Raw genomic sequence first — 25297 nt, 5'->3', positions numbered from 1 at the left:
TCACGAACGTAATGCGATCCCTGGCGAACGCACATGGCCCCCGCCGTGCGTGCGAACACGCGGACGGGGCGCTGCCCCGGACCCCGCGGGGGGCTGTCCGCCCCCTCGACCCCGGACCAGCGAGGCGCTGGACCCAGGGTTGAAAAACTGCGCTCCGCGCAGTTTTTCAAACAGGCCGACGAAGAAGCCGGGGTGCCAGCAGAACCAGCAGCGCGGCTGTCTTGGTGGGCAGGGTCGTTGCTGGTCTTGACCGGGCCTGTTCGATGAACTGCGCATCGCGCAGTTCATCGAGCCTGGGTCCAGCCCCTGGCTGGTCCGGGTGCAGGGGCGGACAGCCCCTGCTGGGGCCTGGGGCAAAGCCCCAGCGAGGCGGCTTCACGAGGAGACCCATGCGCAGGGGCAGGGGCGCTCAGGGGATCTCGAGTTCGCGCTCGGTCTCGATCTGCGTCTTGTCCGGCTGCCGTACGACGAAGCCGAACTTGAACCAGTTGTCGACCATGTCCTCGTGCTGGACCTTCTTCTTGCCGGACTTGAACTTCTTGGTGGGCCGGGCCCAGTCCTCGCGCTTCGTGGATCCGGGCGCCGTGAGGACGTGGTCCGGCCGCACGGACGGCCACCATCCCTTGGCGCCCTCGGCGGCGCAGTCCGTGAAATCGGCGTGCCACGGGAGCGCCATTTGACGCGAGAAATGCCCCGGGCCGATCGGCGCCTCCTCGCCCCAGTAGGCGCTCATTGCCTGGTGGTCGAGCCGGAAGGGTTCGATGAAGAGCGAGGCATTGCGGATTTGCCAGCCCACCTCGATGCCTGGGAAGAACGCGCCGCCCGAGGCGGACTCGAGCTGGGCACGATCGAGCCCGTGCGCCGTGATCCCCTCCGGCGCGACCGCGACGGGGCCCGGGACGAATTGCCCGTTCGCCCAGTTGCGCAGGAGCCCGAACTGCGTCCGCGTGACCGTCAGCCATTTCTCGTACTTGGGCGCGTCGCCGTTGTAGGGGTCGTCGCCGAGCAAGAGCGGCATCGTCCCTTTGCCTTTGGCGTTCGGCGCCCCGTTCGGCTCGCGCATGGCCCCGAAGAAGCCTTTTCGCATGTCGGCGTATTGCGGATCGGGATCCCCCACGTTCGGGCCGAAGAGGGGCGCGTGCGACGTGTCGCCCGCCGATTCGATCACCCAGCGATAACCGCCGCCGCGCGCGAACAGCGAACGGACCTCGGTGGTGAAATCGGGCAAGAAGTTGGGGAACTCCACGGGCCCGTCGGGCTGGAAATCGGACGCGAGCTGCCGCAGCCGGGCGAGCGGCCCGCCCGGATCGTAGAGCGAATTGTCGAGCGGGATGGGCAGCTCGCGCACGGCCATGTCGTAGAGCAGGTCGTAGAGCGTGACCGCGCTCGTGATGTGCGGCGCGAAATCGGGCGGGGCGACGAGCACCCACGCGCCGCCGCCCGCGTCGACGGGGATCTCCCGGATGCTGCCGTTGCTGTCCTCGACCGTGACCACGGCCGTCACCGGGCCGTCGGAGATATCGTCGAACCAGCCGTCGTTGTTCGCGTACGAGGGCATCGGCGGCTGCTCGGCGGTGTTGTAGCGGGCGCGGCCCCGGCCGCCGAGGACGATGAGCCGCCCCTCGTCGTCGGTGCGGAGCTGGCCGAGGTATTTGATGACGGGCTCGCCGTTCACGTCGAGCGGGCACGACTCCTGGCTCGGATCGCCGCTCGTCCCCGCGCGGAACCGGACGGGGCCCGCGGAGGCGCCGTTGATCGAGCGCGGGCCAAAGTCGATCTCGAGCGAGCGTCGATCCTCGACCGAGGCATTCCGCAGCGGCCCGGGCGGCCCTTTCTCGCCGGCCATCCCGTAGAACTTGTGGAACGACGCCTTCTTGTTGGCGAGGTGCGCCGTCCAGGTGATATCGAGGATGCCGGGCGTGCTGAGGTTGACCTCGCGGATCAGCGTCAACGTGCCGTTGATCCAGCGATACTCGAAAATGCGGAACCGAACGGCTTGGGGTTTGATCTTGCCGTCGACTTTGTAGTTCGGCACGGCGGTGCCGGGCGCGTCGCCGAGCGGCGGCTGGCCCGGGATCTCGGGGCCGATGAAGAAGGTGTCCGGCGGGGCGTTGCCGACCCGGGCGATCCCGATGGCCGGGTGAATCCGGAAGACCGGCACGTCGTCGCCGCCGACGAGGGCGAGGGCGTCCCGCCCGAGGAGCGTGGCGGCCGCGGCGATGCCGCCGGCGAGGAAGTTGCGGCGGCTCGTCGGACCCGCGGCGAGCGCGGCCTCGTCGAGGGGGACGAGGGGAGCGAGGGCGCCTTCCGTTGGCGCAGTGTTTGGGGGCTGGTCGAGGAGCGAGGGTGATTCGAGGACTGGGGCGACCATTCGTTGGACGCTACCGGATTGTCCAGGTTCGCGTCAATCCCGGAGCGCCGGGAGGACCCACCCTGCCGGGCCTTTACCGCCTGCCCTTCACGTTTCCTTTGACGTTGTGTGTGAGGTCCCAGCCGAGCCACGCGTCCTCGAACGTGGCGTCGACGAACCATTGACGGCTCGCGCCGGGCGTCTCGTCCTCGACCACGACCCAGTCGTGATCCCGCAGCCCCGGCAGCGGCACGACCTTCTCGAACACCGCGGCGCGGTCGCTGTGCACCACGTAGGCCCGCGCCGGGAGCTTCGAGCGCGCGGCGGCCATGTCGAAGATCCGCGCGAAGAGGTGGGCGTACTCGATGCTGTTGCCCTCGCGCGGCTCCGCCCCGAACGAGAGCCGCGTGGGGTGCCCGAGCCCGAAATGCAGCCGCGCGCCGGTCAAACGGAGCGAGAGCTCGATCGCGTCCTCCACCGTGGCGAGCCGCGCCTCGCGCAGCTTGAATTCGATCGCGGCTTCGAGCGATTTGTCGAGCGTCGCCGACGACACGCGTGTCGTGTGCGGGCCTTCGAGCTTCACGTTCGCCCGGGTGAGCGCGATTGCGAAGAGCGTGAGCCCGACGATCACGAGCAGGGCGAGCGCGAGCATGCGCGCCTTTTTCTTCATTCCGCGGCCGCGGGGGTCGCCTCGTCCGTCCCGGAGAGCGAGGCGAGCAGGCGATCGCCGGTGGTCGTGATGGCGTCCGCGAGGTGCCGCGCGCGGATCTCGGCGCGCTCGAGGTGCCGCTCGAGGACCTCCCGCCGATCGGGGTGCTTCTGGGCTTGCTTGAACAGAAGCTCGCCGATGGCCTCGTCGGCGAGCAGGCGCGTGAGCCGCTCGGCGTGCAGCATCGCATAAGAAAAATCGCGCTTCGGATCCCAGCTCCCGAGGAGCTTCGTCGACCACGACCCGACGGGCGAGCGCAGCGCGTCGCCGAGCTTGTCGCCCGCCGTCCGCACGACGAGGTGCTGCTGCGCGGCGTGCGAGAGCACCTGGATGCGCGCGAGCTTGCGCTCCAGCGGATCCCGCGCCGACACGCTGCGCACGCGCGCCTCGGCGCCCCGGCGCAGGAAGGCGGCCGGGCGCTTCAGGATGCCGGCGAGCGCGTCCTTCATGGCCATGAGCGACTGGATCTGGCTCGTGCCTTCATAGATGGGCATCACGGTCGCGTCCCGCAGGAGCTTCTCCGCGCCATACTCCTTCGTATACCCCACGCCGCCGTGAATCTGGACCGCGCGCCGCGCCATCTCCACGGACTTCTCCGCGCCGAGGTATTTGACAAGGGGCGTCACGCGCCGCGCCTCGCGCTTGTGCCGTGCGATCTCGCGTCCCAGCCGGGCGCGCTCGATCTCCGAGAGCCGGCCGAACTGGAGGCGCAGCGATTTCTTTTGCGCGAGCTCCTCGTGCACGCCGCCGTGCATCGCGAGCGCGCGAATGCCCTGGATGTCCGTGCGCATCTCGTCGAGGTAATCGGCGATCATCTCGTGCCGATCGATGGATTTGCCCATGGATCGCCGCTCCGCCGCATAACCGCGCGCGATCGCGAGCGCCGCCTCGCAGAGGCCCAGGGTCTCGAACCCCACGCCGATGCGGGCGTTGTTCATCATCGTCAGCATGTATTGAAACCCCTCGCCACGCTTGCCGACGAGGTGCGCGGGGGCGCGGTCGAACGAGAGCGCCGCGGTCACGGACGCGTGATGGCCGAGCTTCTCCTCGACGCGATCGAGCGTCACGATCCGCTTTCGCGTGCCGTCCGGGAGATCCTCGTACGTCGGGACGAGGAACATGGAGAGGCCGCCGAGGCCCGCGAACGGGTCGGCTTCGTCCTTCGGCTCCTCGGTCCGCGCAATGACGAAATGGTATTTTCCGTGGCCCGACGTGATGAAGATCTTTTGCCCTGTGACGAACCAGTTTCCTTCGGCGTCCTCTTCGGCGCGCGTGCGGAGCCGCGCCATGTCGCTGCCGGCGTCGGGCTCGGTGATATCCATGCAGCCCCAGGCCTCGCCGCGGACGATCTCGTCGATGTACGAGCGGAAGCGCGTCTTCAGGATCCGGCCCGTCTCCGGATCGATCTCGCTCGTGCCCTCGCGCATGGAGAACATCAACATCGCCAGCGCGATGCCGCCGTGGAAGCCGTGGTGCGCCATCACCGAGACGTCGGCGCGGCCGAAGAGCTCCGTGCCGATGAAATAGAGCATCGCCGGCGCGTTCGTCCCCCCGAGCTCGCGCGGCAGGCACAGGCCGTGCAGCTCCATGCTGCGGATCTTCTCGAAGATCGACGCGAGCCGCGGCGGGAACGAGGCCTCGCCGTCCTGGAAGAGCACGCCCTCCCGGTCGATCTGCGCGGCGTGCGGCGCGATCTCCTCGGCGGCGAAGGTGCCGATCATGTCGAGGATGTCGCGGTAGAGGTCGAGGGCCTCGCCGAGGTTCTGCGGCCCACCTTCGCTCCGGAAGTCGTGCTCGGTGGCGCGCGCGATGGGCTCCCAGTCGATCCAGCGCTCGACGTAGAAGCGGAGGTCCTCGTTGTCTCGGAAGAAGTTCGCCATCGTCCTCGCACCCTTCACCCGGCGCCTCGTCCGGGCGGCCGGAGGATACACCGGCGAAGGTCACCGTGGGCTCTTTACGTTCGGCCCGTCTCCGGTGTCTCATGGGGGCTCGCGAACGGAGCACCTCATGACGAACACACGATTACGAGCGGGCGTGGTCCTCATTCCGATCCTGCTTTGGGCCTGCGGCGGCGGCTCGGCGACGCCGGGCGGCGAAGGCGGCGCAGGCGGGAGCGGCGGCGGGAACGGCGGCATGGGCGGCGGCCCGGACTTGCCTTGCGACGTGGCCGAGATCGTGGCCGAGAATTGCCAGATCTGCCACGGGTCCCCGCCCAAATACGGGGCGCCGATGGCCCTCGTGACGGCGGCTGATTTCCACATCGGCGCGCAGAGTGATCCTTCAAAAAAGGTCCACGAGCTCGTGGGCACGCGCATCCACGACGCGGCCCGGCCCATGCCGCCGAAGGGCTTGCTCGATCCGGCCTCGCAGGGCGTCCTCGATGCGTGGATCGCGGCCGGCGCGCCCGGGGCCTCGGGCGAGTCGTGCTCGGGCACGGGCGGCGCAGGGGGCGGCGGCGGATCGGGCCCCTCGTGCACGCCCGATGTCTTGCTCCGGCCGAAGACCGCGTGGACCATGCCGAAGCTCACGCAAGACGCGTACGTGTGTTTCGGCGCCGACGCCGTCGTGCCATCGAAGCGGCACATCACGACGATCGCGCCGGCCGTCGACAACGACGTCATCGTCCATCACATGCTCTTGTACGAGGTGCCGTCGGCGTACGGCACGACGCCGAAGCCGTGCGGCGCGGGCGATTCGGGGGGCGGGCGCCTCGTCAGCGTGTGGGCGCCGGGCGCGCAGGCGCTCGTCTTGCCGCCCGAGGCGGGCCTGCCGATCGAGGGCACGGGCCATTACATGATTCAAATGCACTACTCGAACCTGACGGCGCTCGACGGCCAGACGGATCTGAGCGGGTTCGACCTGTGCACGACGACGAACCTGCGCCCGAACGACGCGGACATCCTCGCGTTCGGCACGACGAAGATCAACATCCCGCCGCACAGCGACCTCGACCTGAGCTGCAGCCTCACGGTCCCGGCGGGCTTCCCGAAGCTCAACACGTTCGCGATCGGCCCGCACATGCACAAGCTCGGCACGGTCATCTCGGCCCAGCACAAGAAGGGAAGTGGAGCCGCCGTCGACCTGACGCACCGCGAGCCGTGGAGCTTCGACGATCAATACTGGGACATGACGAGCACCACCATCAACCCCGGCGACACCATCACCACGCGCTGCGTCTGGCAAAACCCGAGCAATTCGAACGTGACCTTCGGCGAGGACACGTCGAGCGAGATGTGCTTCGTCTTCGCCGCCTATTACCCGCGTGTCCAGGTCCCGAACTGGCACTGGGGGCTGCCGGCGGTCAGCTCGGAATGCCAGGCCGCGCCCTGAGAAAGAAGGAACCTCGATGAACCTCGGTCACCCACGTTCGGCCTTGACGCTGCTCGTCCCGCTCGCAGCGGCCCTCCTCGCCTGCAGCAGCAGCGGCAGCAGCAGCAGCAGCGGCAGCGGCGGCAGCGGCGGCGGCGGCGGAAGCGGCGGCAGCGGCGGCAGCGGCGGCGACTCCGCGCGTTGCGTGGTGGAGACGCCCTCCGATCCGGGCATCGTCGCCACGGACAGCGGCCTCGTCCGCGGCAAGATGGAAGGCGCGAGCTGGGTCTACCGCGGCATTCCGTATGCGGCGCCGCCCGTGGGTGACCTTCGCTGGAAGCCGCCCGAGCTCGCCGCCTGCTGGGAGGGCGTGCGGGACGCGAGCTCGTTCGGCGCGAAATGCCCGCAGTTCGACGAAAAAACGAAGACGGCCATCGGCGAGGAGGATTGCCTCTCCCTCAACGTATGGGCCCCCGACGTCACGGAGGACAGCGCGAAGCTGCCCGTCCTGTTCTTCGTGCACGGCGGCGGCAACATCCAGGGCGCGAGCAGCGAGAGCCTCCCCGGCGGCGCCCCGCTCTACAATGGTCAAGACCTCGCCGAGTCGCAAAAGGCCGTGGTCGTGACGATCAACTATCGCCTCGGCGTGCTCGGCTTCCTCGCCTTGCCCGAGCTCGCCGCGGAGTCGCCTGTCTCGGCGTCCGGCAATTACGGTCTGCAGGATCAGATCGCCGCGCTGCAATGGGTGCAGAAGAACATCGCCGCGTTCGGCGGGGATCCCGCGCAGGTCCTCCTGTTCGGCGAATCCGCCGGCGCGCTGAACACGCTCACGCTCATGGCTTCGCCGCTCGCGAAGGGCCTCTTCGCCGCGGCGCTCGCCGAGAGCGGGGGCACGACCTCGACGCCCAAGCAGGACGCCGAGGCGGCGATGAGCGAGCGCGTCGCTGCATCGTCCTGCGGGAGCGCGGCGGACACACTCGTGTGCCTGCGGGGCAAGACGCCGGCGGAACTGCTCGCGGAGCTGCCGGGCTCCGTGGGGATCGGGAACGTCTCGATCGGGATGGATGCCGCCAAGTACGGCCCCGTCATCGACGGCCACGTGCTGCCCAAGGCGACGCTCGCGACGTTCTCCGCGGGCGAGCACAACCACGTGCCGCTCGTGATTGGAACGAACGGCGAGGAGCTCGCGAAGGGGATGGCGATCGAGGTGTCCACGGCCGCGCAATTCGAGACCGTGGTCACGCAATCGTTCGGCCCGCTCGCGCCCCAGGTCCTCGCTGCGTATCCGGTCGGCGATTACCCGACACCCCAGGACGCGCTCGTCGCGCTCTACTCCGATCTGCGCTTCAACTGCCCGAACCGGAGCATCGCGCAGGCCGTCGCGGGGAACCAGAGCGAGGCCGTCTATCGGTACTTCTTCACGCGGCGGGCGAAGACGGCGCAAGGCGAGAACCCGGCGGCCCACGCGGTCGAGCTGCTTTACGTCTTCCACACGCTGACGGACATCGCGCTCTTCACGCCGGCCCCCGAGGACGTCGCGCTCTCGGACGCAATGATGGGCTACTGGGGGCGTTTCGCCGCGAAGGGAGATCCGAACGGCAGCGGCGCCGCGCCCTGGCCGCAATACGACGTGCAGAAGGACTCGCACATCGTGCTCGATTCGCCGATTTCAAGCGGCGAGGGCGTGCGCAAGGCGCAATGCGACGCCTGGGAGCAGATCGCCGGAGCGCCCTGACTCAGCGCGACTCGTACACCTGCCCGGACGGCAGCTCCACACACGTCAGAAAACCCCCCTTGCCGCAGCGCGTGTCGATCCCGATCACGCACGGGCCGACCCACGCGTCCTCCTTGTCCTCGGGCGTATACTCCGAGAGCTCGGGCGGGAGGTATTTCGTGGCCGTGTGCCCGAAAAGGACGAGCTTGCCGCGGTAGTCGCGCACGAACTCATCGTCGCGGCACCAGAGCATCGCGAGGCGCTTCTGCGTGGTGGAAGGGTGCTCGAAGCCGTTCGGGCCCTTCGGCAGGGCCGCGTGCACGTAAATCGCGTGCTCGTCCTCGTACCAGTACGGGAGCGCCTGCATCCATTCGACGACGTCCGCCGGGAAAAAGGTGCCTTTCAAGAGGGGCTCGACCTCGTCGTCGGCCATGCCTTCGCCTTCGGCCGGTTGGGGTCGGCCGAGGAAGGAGCGGAGGGTGGGGAGGCAGCCGTTTTGCGGGGGAATGACGAATTCGGGCCAGCCGCGCTCGAGGACGCGGAGCCAGCCGTCTTCGTGATTGCCGCGGAGGAGGACGACCTTCGCGGGCGTCTGCGAGGGCAGGGCGCGGAGGAGCGCGACGACGTCGGCCGAGCGGGGACCTCGATCGAGGTAATCGCCGACGAAGACGAGGGTGTCGGCAGCGTCGAGCGGAGGCAGGGTGCCGAGGAGGCGCAGGAGCGCGTCGAGGTCGCCGTGAATGTCGCCAATGGCGAAGGTGCGGCCGGGCATGGGCGGCGAGAGCAGCAGGGATCTGGGGGGAAGGCAAGGGGCTTTTGCTTGCTCTCGTGTTGACGTCCTCACGCAGACCATGCACGGTGGCCGCTCGTCGTACCAGGAATGGGGGGCGTATCTCGACCCCCATGGGGAGATCCATGCACCTCCGTAAATCCTTCATTGCTTGCATCGCGCCTCTCTGCCTTTAGCTCGTTTCGTCCGCTGCGCTCGCGGCTCCGTCCTGGCAGGGCCTGCCGGACATGGGCGTGGCACGCCACGGCCATGCGGCGGAGTTTTTTCCGGGCATTGGCGTGGTCGCCGTGGGCGGGCCCTCCTCGTTCGAGGCGCTCGATCTGGCCACCGGTACGTGGACGCCGCGAAATCCCGCGCCCTCCATGCGTTTCGTGACAGGGGCTCTGCTCCCAGATGGCCTGTGGATCGTCTGCGACATCGAGCAGGCCTACACGTATGACCCCGTGAGCGACACCTGGATCGAAGAACCCCAGCTCCCCTCTTTTGACGACGATATGACACTCACCGCGCTCCCGGACGGCGATGTGCTCTCCACGGGCGGAGTGATGGACTTCAACACGTCGGGTACCTCGAGGCGTTATGATCGCATGGGCCAAACGCTCCTCGTTCGAAGCCTGCATCAACGCCGCGCCAGCCATACGGCGACGACGTTGCCTTCCGGGCGCGTGCTCGTCGCGGGCGGCCGGGCGTGGGGCCCGACGGAAGAGGGCGACGAGATTCAATGGCCCCGGGCCGAGGCGGAGGTGTACGACCCCACGACCGATACGTGGACCCTCGTTTCGCCTATGCACACGGCCCGCTACCAGCACGCGGCCGCGCTCTTGCCGTCCGGCAACGTGCTCGTCGCGGGAGGCTTTCCGCCCACGGCGGCGGCAGAGGTCTATGATCCGGCCGCGAATACGTGGGTCGAGATCGCGCCCATGAACGAGGCGAGGTGGGGGCATACGATGACGTCGCTCCCGAGCGGGCGCGTGATGGTCACCGGCGGCCTCGGTGGCGGCACGGCGCTCACGTCCGCGGAGGTGTATGATCCCACGACGGGGACCTGGACGTTGCTCCCGCCCATGGCCGTGAACCGCTGGCGACACACGGCCACGTTCGTGCCGGGGCACGGTTTGGTTGTGGCCGGCGGAGAGTCGTACGCGTTCGGCGGACCCATTTGGGCGAACGTGGAACTCTACCCGCTCGGCAATGCCGCCCTCGGCGCCGCATGTGTCATCGGCGATGAATGCGCGAGTGGTGATTGCACGGACGGCGTGTGCGTGGATGGCCGTGGGAGTGGAGCCGGTGGAGCCGGCGGCGCAGGCGGCGGCGGCGGAAGCGGCGGCGGAAGCGGCGGCGGAAGCGGCGGCGGAAGCAGCAGCGGCGGCAGCAGCAGCAGCAGCGGCAGCAGCAGCGGCGGCAGCAGCAGCAGCGGCGCAGGTACGCCTCCCGGTGGCGGGGGCGTGCAATGCGCGGTCGCCCCGCGCTCCTCGGGGACTCCCGGATGGCTCGCGCTCGTCGGTCTCGGCTTCCTTCTTCGCCGCCGTCGCCGCTGACATCTCCGAGGGTGTTCCCCAGGCTGCGGCGCGAGGCGAGGGATGCCTCGCGCCGCCCGTGGAACGCCCTCTCAGAGTCCGTTCGGGATCACGGTGAGGGTGGCCGAGCCCTTGTTCGTCAGGATGAGATCGTCGTATCCATCCCCATCCAAATCCGCGACGGCAATGGCGTTGAGGCCGGGCGACGCGCCGGTCGCGACGAAGGCGCCCGCGGAGAAGGTCCCGTTCCCGTTGCCGGTCATCGGGCGGACGCCGCCCGCGGATGTGGTGGCCAGGATGTAGGCGTCGAGCTTGCCGTCGCCGTTGAAGTCGCTGGCGACGACGCCCAGCGCCGAGTTGGCGATTGCGCTGGCCCCCGTGGCGGACTGCACGCCGTTCGCGACGGTGCCGTTGCCGTTCCCTTTGAAGAAGAAGAGGTACGCGCCGGCTGCGCCATTCGCGAGGATGTCGAGCGTGCCGTCGCCATCGGCGTCGCCGAAGGCAATGCCAGCCGTCTGGCCGTTGAGCGCGTTCGTGTAGGAGACCGGGGCCGCGAACGAGCCGTCGCCCTGGTTGATGAGGATCGAGAGGCGCGCGGAGCTCGGGCTCGTCACCACGATATCGGGGTGGCCGTCGCCGCTCAGATCACGACAGGCAATGGTCGACTGGACGCCGCCGGTGGAGGGGATGGAGATGAGCACGGGCGCGCCGAAGCTGCCCGCGCCGTCGCCGAACATCACGCTCACCTGGTTCGAGACCACGCTGGTGGTGGCGATGTCGATCTGCCCATTGCCGTCGAAGTCCCCGGCGCAGAGGTGCACCGAGCCCGGGGCGCCGGTGGTGAAGCTCGTCAGCGTGCCGAAGGTCCCGGGCGCGCTCGCGCCGAGGTTGCGGTAGACGCTGATGTTCCCGTTCGTGGCGGGCAGGTTGGTCTGGCCGTCGACGGTGACGGCGTCGAGCCACCCGTCGCCGTCCACGTCGACCGCCACGACCGCATTGCTGGAGAGCGGGGCGCCCGCATAATTGACCTCCGCCTGGACGGTCGCGTCGCCATTGCCGAAGAAAACGGAGACCGAGCCGGAGGGGGTGCTCGCCGAGCCGGATTCGGCGTTGGCCACGAGGATGTCGAGCCTGCCGTCGCCGTTCACATCGGCGATGGCCGGAGCGAGCGGGGTGTGCGTCGCCGGGACGTCGATCGGCGTGCCGGGGACCTGGCCGGTGGGCGGCGTCTGGCACGCGCCATTCGAGCAGATGTCGCCCATCGAGCACGCGAGGTTGCACGCGTTGCAGTGGTCGACGCTGCTCTGGAGGTTCGCCTCGCAGCCGTCGGCCGCGAGCCCATTGCAGTCCGCGAGGGTGCCGGCGCACGCCTCGCAGTTGGTCCCCGCGTACGTGGGCGCGCATTGGCACGTGTAGCCGTTGATGCCGTCGGTGCAGGTGCCGCCGTTCTGGCAGGGGTTCGGCGCGCAGTCGTCGATGTTCGTCTCGCAGCTCGCCCCGGAGAAGCCCGCCGCGCACTGGCACGTGTAGCTGTTGATGCCGTCGGTGCAGGTGCCGCCGTTCTGGCAGGGGTTCGGGGTGCAGTCGTCGATGTTCGTCTCGCAGAGCGTCCCCGTGAAGCCCGCCGCGCACTGGCACGTGTAGCTGTTGATGCCGTCGGTGCAGGTGCCGCCGTTCTGGCAGGGGTTGGGCGCGCAGTCGTCGATGTTCGTCTCGCAGCTCGCCCCCGTGAAGCCGGTCGGGCACTGGCACGTGTACCCGCCGACGCTGTCGGTGCAGGTGCCGCCGTTCTGGCAGGGGTTCGGGGTGCAGTCGTCGACGTTCGTCTCGCAGTTCGGCCCGGTGAAGCCGGTCGCGCACTGGCACGTGTAGCTGTCGACGCCGTCGGTGCAGGTGCCGCCGTTCTGGCAGGGGTTCGGGGTGCAGTCGTCGACGTTCGTCTCGCAGTTCGGCCCGGTGAAGCCGGTCGGGCACTGGCACGTGTAGCCGTCGACGCTGTCGGTGCACGTCCCGCCGTTCAGGCAGGGGTTCGGGGTGCAGTCGTCGACGTTCGTCTCGCAGTTCGGCCCGGTGAAGCCGGTCGGGCACTGGCACGTGTAGCCGTCGACGCCGTCGGTGCAGGTGCCGCCGTTCTCGCACGGGTTGGGCGTGCAGTCGTCGACGTTCGTCTCGCAGTTCGCCCCGGTGAAGCCGGGCGCGCACGCGCACGTGTAGCCGTCGACGCTGTCGGTGCAGGTGCCGCCGTTCTGGCAGGGGTTCGGGGTGCAGCCGTCGACGTTCGTCTCGCAGTTCGTCCCGGTGAAGCCGGGTGCGCACTCGCACGTGTAGCTGTCGACGCCGTCGGTGCAGGTGCCGCCGTTCTGGCAGGGGTTCGGGGTGCAGTCGTCGACGTTCGTGCACGTGCTCGGCTGCTCGGTGCAGGTCCAGCCGCTCTCGACCTTGCAGTCGCTGGAGCAGCCATCGCCGCTCGTCTTGTTGCCGTCGTCGCAGGTCTCCGGCGCGGCGAGGGCGCCGTCGCCGCAGACCGCGCTCGTGCCGCTGGTGCCTTGGTCGATCTCGCTGCGATCGATGCGGGCGATGATCTCGCACCCCGTCGACCCGAGCATCACCCCGAGGCCGAGGGCCCAGCAGCCGAGCCGCCCGACCACCTTCAACGTGGCTGCATTCATGGAAATGGAAGAGGAGGATGTCATTGGTGCGCGCATCCTAGCCGAAGTGCACACGCGCTCGCGACGGCCATCGCCGGGGTCGGACCGGAAGGTTGCGCTTTTTGCACAGCCGTGCGTTTTTTGATCCGCGCGCGCCGTCGGTGCGTCGTCCCCCCGACGCCACGGCCGCGCGGCTTCCTCAACGCTCCGGGAGCAACGCCGCGAGCGCCCGCTCGATCTCCGTCAGCGATTCCCCCGGCCGCGCCTCCACGCGCAGCCATTCTGTCCCCGCGCGGACGTCCGCCACCTGCGCGAGCCTCTCCCGGGACGCCGCGTCCAGATGCGCGAGCAGCGGCGCCCCGATCCACGTCACCTCGCTCCCCACCGCGCGCAGCCAGCGCGAGGCCCAGCTCGGGCGCAGCGTGCCCCGGTGAATGCCACACGCCACCTCGTACGGCGTCGTGTCCAGGCTGTTCGACGGCGCCGTCCCCCAGCGCGCGAGAAACCCTTGCAGCGCGCCCAGCCGCTCCAGGGCGCCCTCCACCACCTCGACGAGGTGCGCCCGTGCCGCGGAACCTCGCGCCTCGGCGAGCTCCGTGACGTTCACCCACAAGCTGAGCACCGTGGTCTCCGGCTCCTCTTGCGGCAGGATCGAGCCGCCGAACGAGATCCCGAGCCCTGGCATGGGCATCAAGCCCGTGGCCGCCGCCTGGGCCATGCGCGCGTGTATGTCCTCTTTTGCTTGGACCGTGACGACCTGCTCCTCGCGCATTCCCTGGACGAGCGCCCGCCAGCGCGCGCCCTCGAAAAAATCATTGCCCGGCGCCGATTTCGTGTCGGGACGGCGGCCCGCCTCGGCGAGGAACATGGTGGTATCGAAGGCCGACGCTTTCGCCGCCAGCGTCGCGAGCTTCTCGAACGCCTGCGCCGCGTGCTGGGCGACGGCCTCGCTGCGGTCGGGGAAGACCACGAATGCCACCAAGAGCTGCCCCATCGAGAGCGGCAGGAGCACTTGCGAGGGTGTTTCCGGCGCCGCGCGCAGCGGACGCCAGAGAGGCGCGTCCAGGGTCAGCTCGTAGGTGATCGACGTCTGCCCCTCGCGATGCGCGAGCGGCACCAATCCCACGTGGAGCGCCGCCGCGCCCGCGGAGACCACCCGGCCCACCACGTTCACGTGCACCTGCGCCCGTTGCATGGCCGCGAAGGCGCGCTGCCAGTCCCCGCCGGGCGCCATTGCATGAAAGCCCCCGGGCACGCCCGCAGGCAAGACGGCCTCCTTCAGCTCGGCCACTGCCATCGTGCTGCCCTGGTGCTCGCGCGCCGAGGGCGTCACCATCTCGTGCTGCGCGCCCGCGCGCACATCACCAACGAGCACCTCGAAGTGCTCCACCTTCACGAGACCCTGCGTGATCGCCTCGCCCCAGGCCGCCACCAGCAATCCCTGTGACGGCCCGCCCTGGTTGTGCGTGGTCAACGATACGCGCACTTCGTCGCCCACCGCGAATCTCGCCGGCACGTTCTCCCCGACCGTCTGCGCCACGAGCACCGTCGGCCCCGCGGCGGCGGCCTCGTACCCCGGCCGCTCGCGCAGCCGGAAGCGAAGCGCCGTCGCCTTCGCCCGGGTCTGCTCGTCCAGATACCGGTACCCCACGCCCATTTGCTCCGGTGGTGCACCCAGGGCGCGCGCCGTCTCGGCCAGCGTGGCCTCCGCGAAGAGCGCGTTGCCGCTCCAGATGGCGCGGAGATCCGCGGCCGAGAGGGCCAGCGCGAAGCCCTTCACCCACCGCTCCGGGTGTCCCGAAAGATCCTCGGCGTCCCCCGCGTCGACCTCCTCGCCGAAATAACTCGGATGGCTATTGTATCGGTCGACGCAGGCGCCCTTGTCGAAGAGGTCCATACAAAGCACGTCGCTGTCGTGCACGAGCACGGTGAGGGCGGGCGCGCCCAGCGCGCGCGAGGTGAGCGCGGCGAGCTCGTCGAGCCGCGCCTGGTCCTGGCCCTCGGTACGCTCGTCGTAAAGGGACACCCAGCCATGTTCGTTCGGCCCGAGGATCAGCACGGTCCGGTCCGGCTCCGCGCCCTCGGCGCAGAGCTCCGCGCCCTCTTCCTCGGCGGCGGCGATCAGCGCGGCGCGGAGCGGCTCGAGCGAGGTCCCCTGGGGGAGGCGGACATGCACGTTGGTGAAGAAGGAGCCCATGGGCGCGGCCTATGCCCCAGCGGGCGGCCGGGAGCAACGGGCAAAAAGGGCACGCGCGTGGCCGTCATGGGTATTGCATGGCCAAACCCGTGTCCGACTTCGATCGTTATGCTCCGCTGGAGGCCACGGTTTGGTCAAATCGCCGCGACGAAGCGCCCCTCGGCGGTCGCGAAGTTATCGAGGTTCACCGTGTGCTCGACAAGAAGAGCCCGATCCCCACCAGCGTGTCGACGTGCACGGGCGCGTCGTCGCTCGCGTGGACACGAGCCTTCCCTCGCGCCTTCGCCCTCGTCGTTCGCGTGAACACGAACCCCCACTCGCGCCTTCGCCCTCGTCGTTCGCGTGAACACGAACCCCCGCTCGCGTCGTCGCCCTCGTCGTTCGCGTGGACGCGAACCCTCCGTTGCCCGCAGGCGGGCTACGATGAGCTACGTTGGGACCCGACCGGGAGGCCCTCGTGAAACCCGACATCGCCCAGGAGCTGAACGAGTTATGCGGAATGCTCGCGGCGTCGCTCCGGCGGCCGTCGGGCAGGGTGGAAACGAGCTTCGGCTCCTTCGCGTGCGTCGAGGCTCCCCCCCACATCTCCGTGGTGCCGAGCAGCGGCCGGCCCCTTTTCGTACCGCGGCGGCTCGATCCGCGCTTCGTTCCCTCGAAGGCACTCCTGGAGGCGGTCACGCTCGACGCTGTCGACGATGCATCGGCGCCCCGCTCGGCCGAGCAGGGAGAGGCGACAGGGGGAGGCCCGACCGTTTCCTGTCCCAACCTTCACGCGCATCTCGTCGCCGCACTTTCGAGCAAGAATGTCGTCAAGGTGTCCGGGCTCGGAGAACTTCGCATCGAGAAGAAGGGGGGAAAGCGACGCCTCTCGTTCAAGCCGAGCATCGTGCTCAAGGGCGCGTTGCGTGAAGAGTTCGCAGCGCCCGTTCCCCTCGAAAGAAACCATCCATTGGAGCTTCTGGCGGCTCGCGCGTTCGACCACGCGAGGGCGACCTCCGATCCGTCGGCGCAGACGTATCCGTTCGTCATGATGGAGGCCCCCGGTGCGCTCGATACGAAGCTCGTTCGGTTCCTCGAAGTCGAAGGCGAGGACGAGCGCCTCGTGGACCATGCGCGCGCGTTCGTCCGCACCCTCGACGCGGCGCGATACGCTCTCGCCTACAATGCCGAGCTTCGGCGCAACTACGGTCTTTCGTACGATGCCGTGATTGTCGAAGTCGCGGAACGCGAAGACGCGCAGGCTCGCGTCCTCGCGCAGCGGTACGGCACGACTGGCGCCGAGCCGGTCCCGACGGACGTCGAGCTCCTCGGCGCGACCGAGAATTTGCTGAAGGGATGACGCAGCAGCGGCAACCGTCGCCGCTGCCGCCTCTCTCTCAGTGCGCCACGTGCCCGAACGCGAACGCGAGCATATCGACGGCCTGCTCCACGCGGCTCTTCACCATATCCGCGCCGCCGTGCCCCGAATGTTTCTCCACGCGCATCAGGACCGGCGGATCCCCCGCCTGCGCCGCCTGCAGCGCCGCCGTCGTCTTCCATGCGTGCAGCGGATGCACGCGATCATCCGCGTCCGCCGACAACATCAAGAACGCCGGGTACTTCGCCCCGGGCTTGACGTTGTGGTACGGCGAATACGCGAAGAGCGCCTTGAACAGGCTCTCCTCCTTGGGCGAGCCATACTCGGAGACCCACGTCTTCCCGTCGCCGAAGAGCGGATACCGGATCATGTCGAGCACGGGCACCGCGCAAAGCACGGCGCTGAAGAGGTCCGGCCGCTGGTTCGCCACGGCGCCGACGAGCAGACCGCCGTTCGATCCGCCATACACGACGAGCCGGTCCGTCGCGGTGAGCTTTTCCTTGACCAGCCACTCGGCCGCGGCGATGAAATCGTCGAATACGTTTTGCTTTTTCGTCAGCATCCCGCCGCGGTGCCATTCCTCGCCGTATTCCGCGCCGCCGCGCAGGTTCGGCAGGGCGAGGCCGCCGCCGTTCTCCAGCCACGTGTAGAGCATCGGCGAGAAGGCCGGCGTCTTGCTGATGTTGAAGCCGCCGTAGCCCGTGAGGAGGAAGGGCGTCGTGCCGTTTTTCGGGGCGTCCTTCTTGCGGACGACGAACATCGAGACCTGCGTGCCGTCCTTCGACGGGTAGAAGACCTGCTCGACCACGTACGGCGCCGGATCGACGGGCGCTTTGAGCGCGTACCAGAGCTTGCTCTCGCCGGTCTTGATGCTCGCCTCGAAGATCGAGGTCGGGTAGGTGAACGAGGTGAACACGTAGTAGGCGCGATCCTCGTCCGGCTCGCCGAGGAGGCCACTCGTCGTGCCGATGCCGGGCAACTTGATCGCGTGCACCTTCTTGCCCGCCGTGGTCCAGACCTCGATCTCGCTCGACGCCTTGCGTAGGTAGTCGAGCGCGAGGTGGCCGCCGACGATCGACGCTTCCTGGAGCACCGCGTCCTTCGACTCGGGCACGATCTCCTTCCACTGATCACGCGCGGGTTTGGCCGGATCGATGGCAAAGATGCGGCCACGCGGCGAGCCCTCCGTGGTGCGGAGGTAAATCACGTTCTTGTAGGCGAAGGCGTTCATCGAGCCCTCGTAGCCCTTCACGAGATCGACCCAGGCCGCGCCCTTCTTGCGCAGGTCGAGGAACTTGATGCCGCTCACGTTGCCGCCGTGCAGGACGTTGACCACGAGGAAATGGCCGTCACGCGAGAGCCGCGCTTCGAGCTCGGTCTCGGGATCGCCGTTCTTCGGCAGCACGACCGTGTCCGTGTCCGCCTTCTTGCCGAGGCTGTGGAAGCGCACCTCGGAGTACCCCGGCAGCTCGGAGGCCGGGATCTTCGAATCCACCGGGATCGAGACGTAGTAAAACCCGTCGCCCTTCGGCGTCCAGAGCGGGTGGGCGTATTCGGCGCCCGGGATCGTGTCGATCGTGCTGTCCTTGCCCGTCGCGACCTCACGCACGCGGAGCTCCCCCGCGTCCGCGTTGTTCGGGTGCGCGATGTACGCGACCCATTTGCCGTCGTACGAGGGCACCCACGCGCCGAGCGACGTCGAGCCATCGGCGCTGAGCGAGGCGACGTCGATCAAGACCCGCTGTTCGCCCTTCTCCCCTTCGCGCCAGTAGATCGTGCTCTTCTCCTTGTCGGCGGGCCGGTGCGACCAGAACGAACGTTTCCCGCGGCGGAGCGGCGGGCTCACGAATTCGAGGTACGAGAGCGCGCGGAGCTTTTCGGCGAGCGCCTCGCGCTTCGGCAGCTTCGCGAGCTCGGCGCGGGCGAGCTCGTCCTGGGCCTTCACCCACGCTTGCACCTCGGGCGAACGCTCGTCTTCGAGCCACCGGTACGGATCGGCCACCTTCACGCCGAAGAACGTGTCCGCCGCGTCGACCTTGCGCGTCTTCGGGTAGGGGAACGCGGCCTTGTTCGCGGGCGCGTCGGGTTTGACTTCGGCGGTCGCCGTCGCGGGCGGGGGCGGGGGCGCGCCCTCGCCGCCTTCGGGCGGGGCCGGCGGCGCGCCGGCGCAGGCGGCGAGGAGCACGGGCAGAACGGCGAGAGGGGAGGGGCGCGAGTGCTTCATCGGCGCGCATGATGCTCACGCGTCGCGAGGGTTTTCAAGGGCTGCATCCCGTGGCAGAATCGCCGGGCTGTAGCTCGGCTTGCCCGAGCGTAACCGGCCGAGGGAGGTGCTCGTGCGAACGTGGATGTTGTCGCTTTTCGCGCTCGTCGTTCCCCTGGGGTGTGCGGTTCCGTCGAACTTCCCCTCGCAAGAGGAGCTCTACGACGAACCCCGGGACTACAATCGTTTCGCCGTCTTCAGCCATGGCCGCGAGGTCATCGGCGGTCAGGTGAACGCGGGCGGGGTGCTCGGGCTCGACGTGAACCTCGGCCGCTACACCGACGCCGACGATCACGCGCTGCGCGGGCGCGTCTACGGTCGGCTCGTCGACATGCGCATCGAGGGCGATCGCGTGCGCGGGCTCGCGTCGTCGCTGCCGTTCGAGCTCGCCATCGCGCGCGAAGAGCGCGTGGTGACGGCGCGCGGGCTCGTCTACGGGAGGAACGTGGAGGTCGCGCTGAGCGACGAGCGCGCGCGTGTGGTGCTCGGGCCGTGTGAGCTCGACCTCGGGCGCCGCGGACCGGTGTACGTGGGGCGCAAGCGTTGTGACGGGCGCTGGCAGCCGGAGGAGGTGGAGCTGCAGGTCGGCCGCGGCTTGTCCACATGGAGCGACGCCGAGCGCCTCTCCGCGCTCTCCTTGATGCTCTTCATGGACTGATCACGTTCCGTCACGATCGCCTTGACGAACGGCGCCTTCCGGGACTCTACTCTGCCCCGATCATGAAAGGCACCTCGCTCGTCTACAGCTCGCACGACCGCTCCGACCTGATCCACGATCACTTCATCGTGCAGCGCGCGCTGCGCGGCGAGGACAACAGGCGGATCCTGTTCCTTCCGATGTCCGAGACCCCGCAGAACGGGAGCGAGTACGAACGCCAGGAGTTCGCCTGGGGCAACTTCCGGTATTTCTTCAGCTTCTACGACCGGTTTGGCCTCGAGTACCTGCCGTTTTACTGGAACAGCGGCCTGCGCGGCGAGGACGTCGAGACGTTCTGGCATTATCTGTGGTCGTCGGAGGTCGTGATCCTCGGCGGCGGTCACAGCGTGACGGGGCTGCACCGCTACAAGGAGCTCGGCGCGCGCTTCAACGGCGAGCCCGGGCTGTTCGGGCGGATCCTGCACGAGCGCAAGGCGCGTGGCCTGCTCACGGTGGGCTTTTCGGCGGGCGCCGATCAGCTCTGCGAGCACATCTTCCGGCGCACGTACGACGACTATACGGACACGAAGGGTTTTGGCCTGGTGCGCAAGTCGATGATCACGCTGCACCACGACGCGAGCCGCAACGGCGATCTCTGGGACGCGGCGCGGCGCTTCGGGGACTACCGGGTCTTCGGCCTGCCGAACGACGCGGGCCTGAACACGGACTGGGGCGTGCTGCCCTCGGGCAACATCTGGCAGATCTACGAGTTCGTCGTGGACCGGACGTGGGACATCCCGTCGGATCAGTTCCACATCCGCACGCGCCAGGGCGCGCTCATCGATCACTTCGATCCGCACGGCCGGCACTGGGCGTTCGACAACGGGGATCACCTCGTGCGGATCCAGTCCCCCGACGGCCGCTTCGACGAGTCGTGGATGACGGCCGGCGGCGGGCTCCTGCACTACGGCACGCGCGCGCCGAGCCGGTACGCGAGCATCGCGGAGATCCTCGCCTCGCATTGATCCAAGCCCGCCTCACGCTCCTCTTCGCGCTCGCGGCCGGCTGCGGCGGCCCCAAGGCCGCGCCCATGCCTGACGCGGGCGCGGGGGCGGGAGCGGGTGCGGATGCGGCAGCGGATGCGGATGCGGATGCGGATGCGGTAGCGGACGCGGCAGCGGATGCGGATGCGGCGGCGGACGCGCCGGCGGAAGCGCCGGCGGACGACGAGCCGCCGCGCCTCGGCTCCATCGGCTTCACCACCTTCATCTACGAGGATCGCTCCCGAAAGCGCCGGATCGGCGAGGTTCGTCCGGGGACGACCGTCGTCCTCACGAGCGACGAGCCCGTCGAGGTGCCGCCTTCGCAGCTCGGCGGCTGCAAGAGCGGCCGCTTTTACCCCGTCGCGCCCCGCGGGTTCATCTGCGAGGACGAGACGATCACCCGCGACCTCGACGATGCCCGCTTCCGCGCCCTCGCGCTCGCCGCCCCGCGGGAGGGCCCGCGTCCGTACGACTACGCGTTTTCCACGCGGGCACCGATGTACGGCCGGGTCCCGACGTCGAGCGAGCAGGAGCGGACCGAGCGGCGGCTGCGGCCCGTGGCGGACCTCGCGCGGGTCCGCCGCTCGAGGGACGGGCACGAGGATCTCGCCGATCTCGCGCCCACGCCGCCGCGGGATCCCATTCCGGCGTTTTTGCTTGGTGGAAAGGAGGCGCCCGTGCCCGCGGGCCGGCGCGGCGGCCTCGTGCGCAAGGAGATCCCGCACGGATCCATGCTCTCGTATTCGCACGCGTTCGATGTCGAAGGACGCGCCTTCCTGCTCGCGCCCGATCTGACCCTCGTCCCCGCCGATCGCATGCGTCCCTTCCGCCCGAGCGCCTTCCACGGGGTCGCCATCGGCACCACGAATCCACTACCGATCGGCTGGTTCCGCAAGGCGGCGCGGACGAAGTACAAACGCGAGGAGAGCGGCGCATTCGTCGCGACGAGCGAGACCTGGGCGCCGCGCACGTTCGTGCGGCTGTCGGGGACATCCATCCCGCACGAGGGGGATCTTTACTGGGAGACACGCGAGCCGGGGCCGACGTACGCGCGGGCGCGAGACATTTCCGTGGTCGCCGAGCCGGAGGCGTGGCCCCGGAGGGTCGGGTCCGACGAGAAATGGATCGACGTCTCGCTCGCGCGCGGGACGATGACGCTCTTCGAAGGGCGCCGCGCGGTGTATTCGACGTTGATGTCGCCGGGCGCGGGCGGCGTGACGGAGTCGCCGAAGGCGACCACGGAGGAGCTCGTCCGCGGGGCCTTCTCGCCGCTCGGGAGTTACCGGATCGCCGTGAAATACCGCGCGGCGCAGCTCACGGACGAGGCGACGCCGGATCCCTCGAAGTTCTGGATCGCCGACGTGCCCTGGGTGCAATACTTCCGAAACCCCTTCGCGATTCACGCGGCATACTGGCACGAGGATTTCGGCAGCCCGAAGAGCGGCGGCTGCATCAACCTCTCGCTCGAGGACGCGTCGATCGTGTTTGCCTGGACCGACCCGCCCGTCCCCGACGGCTGGTCGAGCGCGGACGCGCGCCCGAGCGCGCCGGGGACCTGGATCGTCCTTCGGCGGTGAGCAAGCAGGGGTCCTCGTCCTTTGGCGGGTGGATCGAGGTGGGTCCCCATCGAACGGCATGCCTGAACACGAGCTTGTCACGGCCTTGGCTCTGCCGTATCAAATGAAGATGACGGCTGCTGTTGGCAGTCTGATCGAGCCCGCGCGCCTCGGGGAGGGCGCGCGGGCGGAGGGGCGGGAGCCTTCGCCGGTCTCGCTCGTCGGCGTCGTCCAGGATCTGTCGCTCGTGCGCGACATGCCGGCCCTCATGGAGGTCGTGCGGAAGGCGGCCCGGGAGCTGACCGGCGCCGACGGCGCGACGTTCGTCCTGCGGGACGGCGACCTCTGCTACTACGCGGAGGAGAACGCCATCGAGCCGCTCTGGAAAGGCCGGCGATTCCCGATGACCGCGTGCATCAGCGGCTGGTCGATGATCCACCGCGAGGCCGTCGTCATCGAGGACATCTACGAGGATCCGCGCATCCCTTTCGAGGCGTATCGGCCGACGTTCGTGAAGAGCCTGTGCATGGTGCCCATCCGGACGAAGGCGCCCATCGGCGCCATCGGCAATTACTGGGCGACGCGGCACCTGACGACGCCGTACGAGCTCGCGCTCCTCCAGGCGCTCGCCAATAGCACCTCGGTGGCGATGGAGAATGTCGAGGTCTACGCCGAGCTGGAGAAACGCGTGCAGGACCGGACGCGCGAGCTCGAGGAGAAGAGCCAAAGGCTCGCCGAGGAGCACGCGGCCCTGCTCGAGCTTCAGCGGCAAAAGGAGGCGCTGAGCGCGCTCGTCGTGCACGATCTCAAGAGCCCCGCCGCCGCCATCGTGCTCGCCGCTTCTTTGCAGCTCCGGAGCCCCGACCTCGGGCCCGCGGAGCGGCGCCGCTGGGGCGTCGTGTTTTCCTCGGCGGAGCGCATCGTCCGCACGGCGGCGAGCGTGCTCGATATCGCCCAGAGCGAGGAGGGCAGGCTCGTGCCGCGTTACGCTGTCGTGGATCTCGGCGGGCTCATCGCCGAGATTCGCGAGCAGCTCTTGCCGCTCGCCGAAAAACGCGAGCAGGGGATCGAGGTGTCGTGTGATGTGCCCGAGGGCGCGCTCTGGGCCGATCGAGAGCTCCTCGGACGCACGCTGCAGAACCTCGTCGACAACGCGATTCGTCACAGCCCCACGAAGAGCACGGTGCGCATCGAGGCGCATGCGGACGCCGCGTGGGTGACGGTCGCGATCTGCGACGAGGGCCCCGGGGTCCCGGTCGAGATGCGTCAGTGCATTTTCGACCGGTACGTGCGGGTCGAAGAGAAGGGCCGCACCGGTTGGGGGCTCGGACTCGCCTTTTGCAAAATGGCCGTCGAGGCGCACGGCGGCACGAGCTGGATCGAAGACAACGTGCCGCGGGGGAGCCGGTTCTGCTTCCGGCTCCCGGTCGTTCGCGCCGGCGCGAGTTGACCGGGGGCACGCGCGGTCGAAAGCGTCAGGGTTCGTAAGCGCCGAGCGTGCATTGCGCCGGATTGCGGGGGTTGCCCCGTTGATCGGTGGGCGGGCAATTGGTGCCCGCGCCGATCGCGGGGCTCGCCGCCTGGGGCGCGATCGTCCGTGTGGGGCCGCCGTTGTCGGCGAGGTCGCCGAGGAGCGGATCCACGCGGGAGATGCCCGGCGTGCAATCCATGTCGTCTTTGATCCCGATGGGCCATTGAAGGTTGTTCGTCCCGGTGCCGGGCGGCTGCGCGTAGGCGCTGCCCGTGCAGTTGAGGGGGGTGTACGGGTTCTCGGCGTCGTTGTGGAGGATCGTGTTGTGGAGCTCGAGGTTCGAGACGTTGGCGATGCCCGAGGCGAACTGGGCCGCGTTCCCGACGATCGTGCAGTTCGTGAGCTTGCCGGTGGTCTTATCGCCGATGTACAGGCCGCCGCCGATGCCACGGGTCGTGAAATCGGCGCGGGGATAGGTGGTGTTGCCCGTGAGGGTCACGTTCGTGAGATCCGCGATGGCGGGCGTCGCGCCGTGGCCGAGGATCCAGAGGCCCGCGACGGCCTCGGATTGGTTGTTCGAGACCGTCGACGCGGTCATCGTGACGTGCGTGCCCTGGATGTAGAGGCCGCCGGCGCTGCTCGGCATTCCGGGGGCGTCGTTCTGATCCACGATGGAGTTCCCGTCGAAGGTCGAACGATCGATGATCGTGGGTTCGGTCTCGTAGCCGGTGCGAAAGAGCGCGCCGCCGTAGGCGCGGCCCTGGTTGTTCTGGACGAGCGTGCCGCAGATCGAGAGCGTCCGCCCTTGCCCATCCATGCAGATCGCGCCGCCATTGCCGCCGCGGCCGATCTGCTGGCCATTCGGCTCGACGGAGTTGGCGCCGTAGCCCGTGGCCCGGTTTCCTTCGAGGGTGCTGTTCGCGATGAGGATCGCTGCGCCGAGCGCGCCGATGGCCCCGCCGTTCGAGGCGCGGTTGCCCGCGAAGCGGCTGCTCATGACGCGGAGCGTGCCCCGGCCGATGCTGGAAATGGCGCCGCCCGCGACGTCCGGGCCCTCCAGCGCGGCCTCGTTGTCCAGAAAAACGCAATCGACGACGCTGACGTTGCCGCCGACGTGGTAGATGGCGCCGCCGCCGCCGTCGACGTCGGTGCCGAGCGGAATGGCCGTGCCCGAGGCTTTGCCGTCCCGGAGCGTGAGGCGCTGCACGGTGAGGGTGGGGCTCGTGGCCTCGAAGTTTTTCGTGTCCATCTCGAAAATGCGGGTCTTTTGGTCGCCGCTCAAGGTGACGCGGCCGCCGCCGTCGACGACGGTATCGGATTGGATGGTCTTCGCCTTGCTCAGGACGATGGTGGCCGGGTCGGGGCCACAATCGAAGACGATGACGCCGCCGTTCGTGATCGCCGCGTCGAGCGCCGCTTCGGTGCAGCTCGCGGGCGTCCCCGTGCCGACGACGGTGGTCGGGCTGGAGACGTCGGCAAGCTCGTTCGGCGGCTCGCAGCCCATCGGGGTGCTGCCGCCTGCGCCGCCGCTGCCGCCTGCGCCGCCGCTGCCGCCGCCGCTGCCGCCTGCGCCGCCGCTGCCGCTTCCGGCGCCGCTCCCGCTTTCGACTTTGCCGCCATTGCCTCCGCAAGCGGTGAGCAGGGTGGTGCAGGCGAGCGTGGCGAGGGTGATGGACGAAAAGAAAGATCGCATGGAGGACCTCCGCGGTTCCTGTCCATCCTTACGCGAGGCGCGC

At 69.0% G+C, this 25297-nt stretch carries 17 protein-coding genes; 8 read left to right on the top strand and 9 right to left on the bottom strand.

Going from position 1 to position 25297, the window contains the following annotated elements; all coding sequences use genetic code 11:
• Positions 1-409: 409 nt before the first annotated feature.
• From E8A74_RS22415 to E8A74_RS22405, 3 genes are all read right to left on the bottom strand, one after another.
• Positions 410-2371, bottom strand: a complete 1962-nt coding sequence (locus E8A74_RS22415; RefSeq protein WP_136931089.1) for a LodA/GoxA family CTQ-dependent oxidase — start codon at positions 2369-2371, stop codon at positions 410-412.
• Between the two features lie 73 nt (positions 2372-2444).
• Entirely contained in the window at positions 2445-3020 is a 576-nt protein-coding gene (locus E8A74_RS22410) for a hypothetical protein (protein WP_136931088.1), read from the bottom strand.
• Positions 3017-4939, bottom strand: a complete 1923-nt coding sequence (locus E8A74_RS22405; RefSeq protein WP_136931087.1) for an acyl-CoA dehydrogenase family protein — start codon at positions 4937-4939, stop codon at positions 3017-3019. The genes E8A74_RS22410 and E8A74_RS22405 overlap by 4 nt, the downstream gene beginning before the upstream one ends.
• A gap of 127 nt (positions 4940-5066) precedes the next feature.
• On the opposite strand from E8A74_RS22405, the gene E8A74_RS22400 reads away from it, so the two are divergent.
• Both E8A74_RS22400 and E8A74_RS22395 read left to right on the top strand, forming a co-directional pair.
• Positions 5067-6389 (top strand): monooxygenase, encoded by a 1323-nt coding sequence (locus E8A74_RS22400; protein ID WP_136931086.1) that lies wholly within the window; start codon positions 5067-5069, stop codon positions 6387-6389.
• 16 nt (positions 6390-6405) lie between these two features.
• Entirely contained in the window at positions 6406-8103 is a 1698-nt protein-coding gene (locus tag E8A74_RS22395) for a carboxylesterase/lipase family protein (RefSeq protein ID WP_136931085.1), read from the top strand.
• Position 8104: 1 nt separating this feature from the next.
• Here the strand turns inward: E8A74_RS22395 and E8A74_RS22390 are convergent, their stop codons facing one another.
• Positions 8105-8854, bottom strand: coding sequence for a metallophosphoesterase family protein (locus E8A74_RS22390; RefSeq protein WP_170229290.1), 750 nt, complete (start codon positions 8852-8854; stop codon positions 8105-8107).
• Between the two features lie 245 nt (positions 8855-9099).
• Between E8A74_RS22390 and E8A74_RS22385 the strand changes: the two genes are divergently transcribed.
• Entirely contained in the window at positions 9100-10410 is a 1311-nt protein-coding gene (locus E8A74_RS22385) for a Kelch repeat-containing protein (RefSeq protein ID WP_136931083.1), read from the top strand.
• A gap of 71 nt (positions 10411-10481) precedes the next feature.
• Here E8A74_RS22385 and E8A74_RS22380 read toward each other — a convergent pair whose 3' ends face one another.
• The 3 genes from E8A74_RS22380 to E8A74_RS55575 form a co-directional block, all read right to left on the bottom strand.
• A complete protein-coding gene (locus E8A74_RS22380) occupies positions 10482-13082 on the bottom strand; it encodes an FG-GAP-like repeat-containing protein (RefSeq protein WP_136931082.1) in 2601 nt (866 codons plus the stop codon).
• A 154-nt stretch (positions 13083-13236) separates the two neighbouring features.
• Entirely contained in the window at positions 13237-15234 is a 1998-nt protein-coding gene (locus E8A74_RS22375; RefSeq protein WP_136931081.1) for a hypothetical protein, read from the bottom strand.
• Between the two features lie 184 nt (positions 15235-15418).
• A complete protein-coding gene (locus E8A74_RS55575; protein ID WP_269749887.1) occupies positions 15419-15541 on the bottom strand; it encodes a hypothetical protein in 123 nt (40 codons plus the stop codon).
• Between the two features lie 150 nt (positions 15542-15691).
• On the opposite strand from E8A74_RS55575, the gene E8A74_RS22370 reads away from it, so the two are divergent.
• Positions 15692-16573: an HU family DNA-binding protein gene (locus E8A74_RS22370; protein ID WP_136931080.1), complete on the top strand. Its 882-nt coding sequence runs from the start codon at positions 15692-15694 to the stop codon at positions 16571-16573.
• Between the two features lie 37 nt (positions 16574-16610).
• Here the strand turns inward: E8A74_RS22370 and E8A74_RS22365 are convergent, their stop codons facing one another.
• A complete protein-coding gene (locus E8A74_RS22365) occupies positions 16611-18815 on the bottom strand; it encodes a prolyl oligopeptidase family serine peptidase (RefSeq protein WP_136931079.1) in 2205 nt (734 codons plus the stop codon).
• Between the two features lie 112 nt (positions 18816-18927).
• Here E8A74_RS22365 and E8A74_RS22360 point away from each other — a divergent pair, with 112 nt between their 5' ends.
• The 4 genes from E8A74_RS22360 to E8A74_RS22345 all read left to right on the top strand — a co-directional run bounded on the left by E8A74_RS22360 (position 18928) and on the right by E8A74_RS22345 (position 23540).
• Positions 18928-19512, top strand: coding sequence for a hypothetical protein (locus tag E8A74_RS22360; protein ID WP_136931078.1), 585 nt, complete (start codon positions 18928-18930; stop codon positions 19510-19512).
• 62 nt (positions 19513-19574) lie between these two features.
• Entirely contained in the window at positions 19575-20516 is a 942-nt protein-coding gene (locus E8A74_RS22355) for a type 1 glutamine amidotransferase family protein (protein ID WP_136931077.1), read from the top strand.
• Positions 20513-22111 (top strand): L,D-transpeptidase, encoded by a 1599-nt coding sequence (locus E8A74_RS22350; protein ID WP_136931076.1) that lies wholly within the window; start codon positions 20513-20515, stop codon positions 22109-22111. Before E8A74_RS22355 ends, E8A74_RS22350 begins: the two co-directional genes overlap by 4 nt.
• Before the next feature lie 109 nt (positions 22112-22220).
• Positions 22221-23540, top strand: a complete 1320-nt coding sequence (locus E8A74_RS22345) for a GAF domain-containing sensor histidine kinase (RefSeq protein ID WP_211365424.1) — start codon at positions 22221-22223, stop codon at positions 23538-23540.
• 25 nt (positions 23541-23565) lie between these two features.
• Here the strand turns inward: E8A74_RS22345 and E8A74_RS22340 are convergent, their stop codons facing one another.
• Complete coding sequence (locus E8A74_RS22340; RefSeq protein ID WP_136931074.1) at positions 23566-25254, bottom strand: choice-of-anchor Q domain-containing protein; 1689 nt, start codon at positions 25252-25254, stop codon at positions 23566-23568.
• Between the last annotated feature and the right edge of the window lie 43 nt (positions 25255-25297).

The organism is Polyangium fumosum (assembly GCF_005144585.1).
Classification (GTDB): Bacteria; Myxococcota_A; Polyangia; order Polyangiales; family Polyangiaceae; genus Polyangium; species Polyangium fumosum.
The sequence above is the reverse complement of the archived record's forward strand: the minus strand, read 5'-3'. Positions and strand labels throughout refer to the sequence as shown.